8 protein-coding genes and 1 pseudogene are annotated in these 6,240 nt (G+C 73.2%); all 9 read left to right on the top strand.

What is annotated here, in order from left to right; translation table 11 throughout:
• Positions 1–642: pseudogene (locus BN344_RS20705) on the top strand (hypothetical protein); the annotation flags it as partial.
• A gap of 47 nt (positions 643–689) precedes the next feature.
• Positions 690–1,331, top strand: a complete 642-nt coding sequence (locus BN344_RS09390) for an L-threonylcarbamoyladenylate synthase (RefSeq protein ID WP_231486688.1) — start codon at positions 690–692, stop codon at positions 1,329–1,331.
• A 168-nt stretch (positions 1,332–1,499) separates the two neighbouring features.
• A complete protein-coding gene (locus tag BN344_RS09385; protein ID WP_040338313.1) occupies positions 1,500–2,750 on the top strand; it encodes a glycosyltransferase family 4 protein in 1,251 nt (416 codons plus the stop codon).
• A complete protein-coding gene (locus tag BN344_RS19010) occupies positions 2,747–3,214 on the top strand; it encodes a hypothetical protein (protein WP_051515756.1) in 468 nt (155 codons plus the stop codon). The genes BN344_RS09385 and BN344_RS19010 overlap by 4 nt, the downstream gene beginning before the upstream one ends.
• Before the next feature lie 26 nt (positions 3,215–3,240).
• Positions 3,241–3,567, top strand: a complete 327-nt coding sequence (locus tag BN344_RS09375) for an AtpZ/AtpI family protein (RefSeq protein WP_040338312.1) — start codon at positions 3,241–3,243, stop codon at positions 3,565–3,567.
• Positions 3,564–4,391: a F0F1 ATP synthase subunit A gene (atpB, locus tag BN344_RS09370; protein WP_040338311.1), complete on the top strand. Its 828-nt coding sequence runs from the start codon at positions 3,564–3,566 to the stop codon at positions 4,389–4,391. The genes BN344_RS09375 and atpB overlap by 4 nt, the downstream gene beginning before the upstream one ends.
• A 106-nt stretch (positions 4,392–4,497) precedes the next feature.
• Positions 4,498–4,725 carry an ATP synthase F0 subunit C gene (gene atpE, locus BN344_RS09365; RefSeq protein WP_040338310.1) on the top strand — a complete coding sequence of 76 codons (228 nt, stop codon included), beginning with the start codon at positions 4,498–4,500 and terminating at the stop codon, positions 4,723–4,725.
• 49 nt (positions 4,726–4,774) lie between these two features.
• A complete protein-coding gene (locus BN344_RS09360) occupies positions 4,775–5,347 on the top strand; it encodes a F0F1 ATP synthase subunit B (RefSeq protein WP_040338309.1) in 573 nt (190 codons plus the stop codon).
• The gene (locus BN344_RS09355) at positions 5,347–6,222 is read left to right on the top strand and encodes a F0F1 ATP synthase subunit delta (protein ID WP_040338308.1); all 876 of its coding nucleotides are present in this window, start codon (positions 5,347–5,349) and stop codon (positions 6,220–6,222) included. Before BN344_RS09360 ends, BN344_RS09355 begins: the two co-directional genes overlap by 1 nt.
• Positions 6,223–6,240 lie beyond the last annotated feature (18 nt).

The following is a 6,240-nucleotide window of genomic DNA, read 5'->3' as shown; positions in this document are numbered from 1 at the left end:
CACCCACCGCCGTTCTCCCCCGCCGTCCCCTCGGCCCGCCCGACCGCCCTCGCGCCGGCCGCCGCCACGCCGCCCGCCGTCACGCCGGCCGCTGGCCTGCGCCGCCGGAGGTGGACGCTGCCGGTCGCCGTCGTCCTGGCGGCACTGCTCGTCGCCGCGGCCGTCGGCCTCGTCGCCCAGCTCACGGGGGAGTCGACGTCGGAGGCCCGCGAGCCGGGCAGCACGAGCACCCCGACGGGGATCGACGTGGTGGAGGCGGACCTCGTCGGCCGGCCGGTGGCGGTCGTCCAGGCCGAGCTGATCGCCCGCGGACTCCGGGTGGAGCTCGTCGCGGTCGAGACGGGAGAGGTGGAGTCGGGGCTCGTCACCGCCGCGACCCCGGTCGGCACGCTCGCAGCCGACGACGTCGTCCGCCTGTCCTACGCGGTGCCGCCCGTCCCCGCGCCCGCGCCGCCTCCCGCGCCGGCCCCGGTGCCGGTCCCGGTCCCGGTGCCCGTCCAGGAGGACGAGGACGAGCCAGAGGGTCGGGGGAACGAGGGCCGGGGGAACGAGGGCCGCGGGAACGAGGGCCGCGGGAACGACGGCGGCGGGAACGGCAACGGGGGCCGCGGGAACGGCGACGACGACGGCGACGACGACTGACGCACCGGGCGCCGGGGCGGCCGGCGGCGATGACAGACTTCCTCCCCGTGGCCGAGACGTACGACTGCACCGATCCCGAGGGACGCACCGCCGGCCTGGACGCCGCGGCAGCGGCCCTGGCTGCCGGCCGGCTCGTCCTGCTGCCCACGGACACGGTCTACGGCGTCGCGGCCGACGCGTTCGACCCGGCGGCGGTCACCGCGCTGCTCGCCGCGAAGAACCGTGGCCGCGGCATGCCGGTGCCCGTGCTCATCGGCGAGGCGTCGACGCTGGCCGGACTGGTACTGGAGACGCCACCCGCGGCCATGGCACTGGCGCAGGCGTTCTGGCCCGGCGGCCTGACCCTCGTCGTCGAGCACGCGCCGTCGCTGGCCTGGGACCTGGGTGACGCGGAGGGCACCGTCGCCGTCCGGCTGCCCGACGACGAGCTGACCCGGGACCTGCTTCGCCGGACCGGCCCGCTCGCGGTCTCCAGCGCCAACCGCTCCGGCCGGCCGGCCGGCACCACCGCGCAGGAAGCCGCGGACCAGCTGGGCGAGCACGCCGCCGTCGTCCTCGACGGCGGACCGCGCACGGACTCCGCGCCGAGCACCATCGTCGACTGCACCGGCTCCACGCCCCGGGTCCTGCGCGTCGGTGCGATCCCCGTCGACCGGCTCCGCGACGCCGTGCCGGACATCACCGACTGACGACGCAGCCGCCAGCGCGGGGCGACGCGGGGGCGTCGCGCTACCGTGGGACGACCGCCGCGCCGCCCCACCGGGCGTCGCGGGCGACGACGAGGTTCGGGAGGGCGGCCGGGATGAGCACGCCCATGCTCGGTGCACGACCCGAGCCGATGCACGCCGGCTGAGCCGATGCGCGAGTACGCCGTCGTCCTCCTCACCGCCGCGCTGGTCACCTTCCTGACCACCCCGGTGGTGCGGATGGTCGCCGTGCGGTCCGGGATGATGGCCGCTCCGCGCGAGCGCGACGTGCACGCCATCCCGACGCCGCGCGGCGGGGGCGTCGCGATGTACCTCGGCGTGGCCACGGCGGTGCTCGTCGCCACCCGGCTGCCGGCGCTGCAGCGCACGTTCGACGACTCCCAGACCTACGCCGTCCTGGTGGCCGGCGGGCTGATCTGCGCGCTGGGCGTGCTGGACGACAAGTGGGGCCTCGACGCCCTGACCAAGCTCACCGGCCAGATCGCGGCCGCGGGCGTGATGGTGCTGCTCGGCGTCCAGCTGTCCTTCCTCTTCCTGCCGGTCGCCGACATCGGCACGATCTCCCTGGGGCCCGACGTCGGGGTCCCGCTGACCATCCTGCTGACCGTCCTGGTGGTCAACGCGCTGAACTTCATCGACGGGCTGGACGGACTGGCGGCCGGCGTCTCGGCCATCGCTGCCCTGGCCTTCTTCGCCTACAGCTACCACCTGGGACTGGTCGGCTACGACGACGTCGCCAGCGCACCGGCGCTGATCACCGCGGTGCTGGCCGGCGCGTGCCTGGGCTTCCTGCCGCACAACTTCAGCCCGGCGCGCATCTTCATGGGCGACTCGGGCTCGATGCTGGTGGGCCTGATGCTGTCCGCGGCCGCCGTGACGGCGACCGGGGGAGTGGACCCTCAGTCGTTCGACTCGGCAGCCACCTTGCTGCCCCTCACCCTGCCCCTGCTCGTACCGGTCGCCGTGCTGTTCATCCCGTTCATCGACCTGGTCATGGCCGTGGTCCGGCGCACCCGGCGCGGCCGCTCGCCGTTCGCCCCCGACAAGATGCATCTGCACCACCGGTTGCTGTCCATCGGGCACTCGCACCGCCGTGCGGTCCTGGTCATGTACTTCTGGGCGTCCCTGCTGTCCTTCGGCGCGGTCGCCCTGTCGATCACCGGGGGAACGGCGGAGCTGCTGGTCGCCATCGCCGTGCTGCTGGTCGTCGGCCTGGTCGTGGTGCTGAGCCCGCGCGCCCGTCGCGCGGCGCGCGAGGCGCGGGCAGCCGAGCTGGCCGCGCAGCGGGAGCGCAGCCGCGCCGACCATCCGACGGCCCGGGCCGTGCGCCCCGCCCCGGTCGGCAGCACCTCACGCACCGGCTCGTCCCGCGCCGCTGAGGCCCCGGAGGTCGTCCGATGAGCACTTCGCCGCGGGCTGCCGGCCCCACCGCACCCTGGGACCTGTCGTTCCTGCGCGTCGGCACCCTGGTCACCGCCGCCATCGCTGCCGTGGCCGCCCCGGTGGCCGGTCTGGTGGCCGGGTGGGAGCACGCCGCCGCGATCGCGGTGACCGCCGTGATCGTGACCGCTTTCTTCGCCGTGTCCGGGCTGGCCGTCGCCTTCGCGGGCCGGATAGGGGACACGCTCACCCTCCCGGCCGCGCTGCTGGCCTTCGGCGTGAAGGCGCTGGTGCTCTTCCCGGTGTTCACCGGGCTGCCGGAGGACGGGTGGCTGGACCGGCGCACCGTGGGGTGGTCGGTGGTCGTCGGAGCGCTGCTCTGGAGCGTCGTCCAGCTGCGCTGGGTGTGGACCCGGCAGCTGCAGTACGTACCGGCTCCCGCCCCGCCTCCGGGGGCACGTGACTCGGAGGCGGAGAAGGCCTGAAAGGGCGGCTGATAGTCTCCGATCCGATGGCCGAGAACACCTCCCGCGACAACGGGAGCGCTCGATCACGCCCTGCCAGTCCAGCCCGTCAGCCCAGTGGGGCGGACATCGGCTGGTCGGTCACCGGGACGCTCATCTCCGGTATGGCCGTGTGGGGTGGGGTCGGGTGGCTGATCGACCGGTGGCTGGACCTGCGCCTGTTCGCCCCGATCGGCATCGTCCTCGGCATGGCAGTGGCGATCTACGTGGTCGTCGTCAAGTACGGAGCCGTCGATCCACCCCCCGGGTCGCGGAGCAGCCACACCACGGGCGGGCGAGCTAGCCGGTCCGTGACGCAGAAGGGACAACGGTGACCTCCAGCGCCCACGCGCTCGGCGACCTCCTCGCCGTGGAGAGCGACCCCGGCGGCGGCTTCACCCCTCCGGGTGTCGGGGAGTTCTTCCCCGAGACGCTCTTCGGCTTCTCGGTCCTCGGCATCCAGTTCGACATCGACCGGATCATCCTGGCGCTGTGGCTCGCGACCGCGGCGATCCTGGTCTTCCTGGTGATGGCCGCCCGCAAGGCCGAGATCGTCCCGGGGCGCCTGCAGTTCCTCGGCGAGTCGGGGTACTCCCTGGTGCGCGACGGCATCGCCCGCGACGTGGTCGGACCGAAGGGTCTTCCCTTCGCGCCGTTCCTGGCGTCCCTGTTCTTCTTCATCCTCGCCAACAACGCGCTCGCGATCATCCCCGGCATCCAGATCTCCCCGATGGCGCGGTTCTCCTTCCCGCTGGTCCTCGCGCTGATCTGCTGGTTCGTCTACATCGCGGTCGGCATCAAGAACCAGGGCCTGTGGCCCTACTTCCGCGACATCATGTTCCTGCCGGGCGTGCCCAAGGCCGCCTACATCCTGGTGACGCCGCTGGAGCTGCTGCAGAACTTCATCGTCCGGCCGTTCACCCTGGCGATCCGACTCTTCGCCAACCTGTTCGCCGGCCACATGCTGCTGGTGACGTTCGCGCTGGGCGCGGTCTACCTGTTCCAGGTCGGCAACTTCTCCGTGATCTTCTTCCCGCTGTCGGCGCTCATGGCGCTCGTGATGACGTTCTTCGAGCTGCTGATCATCTTCCTGCAGGCCTACGTCTTCACCATGCTGATGGGCACCTACCTCAACGGTTCCGTCGAGGCCGCGCACTGATCTGATCCGGTGGCCGCCCCGCGGTCGCCCCACGCACTGCACCACCGCACGACCCCGCCAGCCGCTCGGTGACCACCGGGCGACGACACAGGAGGAACACCCCGCAATGGACGTTCTCGCAGAGATGACCGGCAGCATCGGCTCGGTCGGCTACGGCATCGCCACGATCGGCCCCGGCATCGGTGTCGGCCTGGTGTGGGCCGCCTACATCCAGGCGACCGCCCGCCAGCCCGAGTCGGCCGGTCTGACCCGTACCTACGCCTTCCTCGGGTTCGCCCTCGCCGAGGCGCTCGCGCTGATCGGCTTCGTCGCCCCGCTCGTCTACGGCACCTGATCCAGCCCGCCGAGGCATGGACAACCCAATCCAGACGGGACACTGAAGCATGAGCATCCTGGCTGCGGAGAGCCCGAACCCGCTCCTCCCGGTGGTCGGCGAGATCATCATCGGGACGATCGCGTTCCTGGTCCTCCTCTTCGTGGTGTGGAAGTTCGTCGCACCGCAGTTCGAGAAGGCATTCCAGGCCCGTCGCGCGGCGATCGAGGGGGGCATCGAGCGCGCCGAGGCGATGGAGGTCGAGGCGAAGGCTGCGCTGGAGCAGTACCGCGCCCAGCTGGCCGAGGCGCGCAACGAGTCGGCGCAGATCCGTGACGCCGCCCGGGCCGAGGGACAGCAGATCCTCGAGGAGCTGCGCGCCCAGGCTCAGGAGGAGTCGGACCGCATCCGCGCCCGCGGCGAGGAGCAGCTCGCCGCCCAGCGGCAGCAGATCGTGCACGAGCTGCGCGGGCAGATCGGCGCGCTGGCCGTCGACCTGGCCGGCCGGGTGGTCGGCGAGTCGCTCGCCGAGGACGCCCGGCGCAGCGGCACGGTCGACCGCTTCCTCGACGAGCTCGACGGCATGGCCGCGACCGGTGACGGTCGCGGCGGGGCCGTGCCCGTGGGCGAGAGCAACCGCTGATGGAGGCCTCCAGCCGGGCGGCGACGCTCCAGGTGCGGGAGCGCCTGGAGCAGTTGACCCGTCCTTCCTCCGGGCTCCTCGAGAAGGCGAAGGACCGGCTCACCGGTCAGCCGCCGCGCGCCGCCACCGGAGCGGAGCTGCTGGCGCTGGCCGACGAGCTGTTCGCCGTCGCGCGGGTGCTCGACAGCCAGCTGACGCTGCGCCGGGCCATGGCGGACCCGGCGGGCAAGCCCGACGAGCGCGCCGCCCTGGTGCAGCGCCTGTTCGGGTCCCAGCTGTCCGCCACCGCCCTGGACCTGGTCCAGACCATCGCCCGGCAGCGCTGGTCGCGTCCCCTCGACCTGGTCGACGCCGCGACCACCGTGGCCACCGAGGCGTCCCTGGACGCCGCGGCCGTGAGCGGAGAGCTCGACAGCGTCGAGGACGAGCTCTTCCGGTTCGGGCGCATCGTCGCCGGCGACCGCGAGCTCGCACGGATCCTCGGCGACCGGAAGGCCCCCGTCGAGGGCCGGAAGGCGCTGCTGGACCGGCTGCTCTCCGGCCGGGTCAGCCCGGTGACCGAGCAGCTGCTGCGGAACATCCTGACCGGCCCGCACGTCGGGGCCGCGGAGAACGCGATCGAGCGTCTCTCGCAGGTGGCCAGCAACCGTCGCGGTCAGTCCGTGGCCCGGGTGACCAGCGCCGTCGCCCTCACCAGCGCCCAGGAACAGCGGCTCGCCGACGTGCTCGGCCGGCTGTACGGGCGGACCGTCGGCATCCAGGTGATCGTCGACCCCGACGTGCTGGGCGGTCTCGTCGTCCACGTCGGCGACGAGGTCATCGACGGCAGCATCCTCCACCGGCTGGAAGCCGCCCGACGGCGGCTGGCCGGCTGACCGCCCGCTCCGACCCCA

Source organism: Candidatus Blastococcus massiliensis AP3, assembly GCF_000582785.1.
GTDB classification, from domain to species: Bacteria; Actinomycetota; Actinomycetes; order Mycobacteriales; family Geodermatophilaceae; genus Blastococcus; species Blastococcus massiliensis.
The sequence above is the reverse complement of the archived record's forward strand: the minus strand, read 5'-3'. Positions and strand labels throughout refer to the sequence as shown.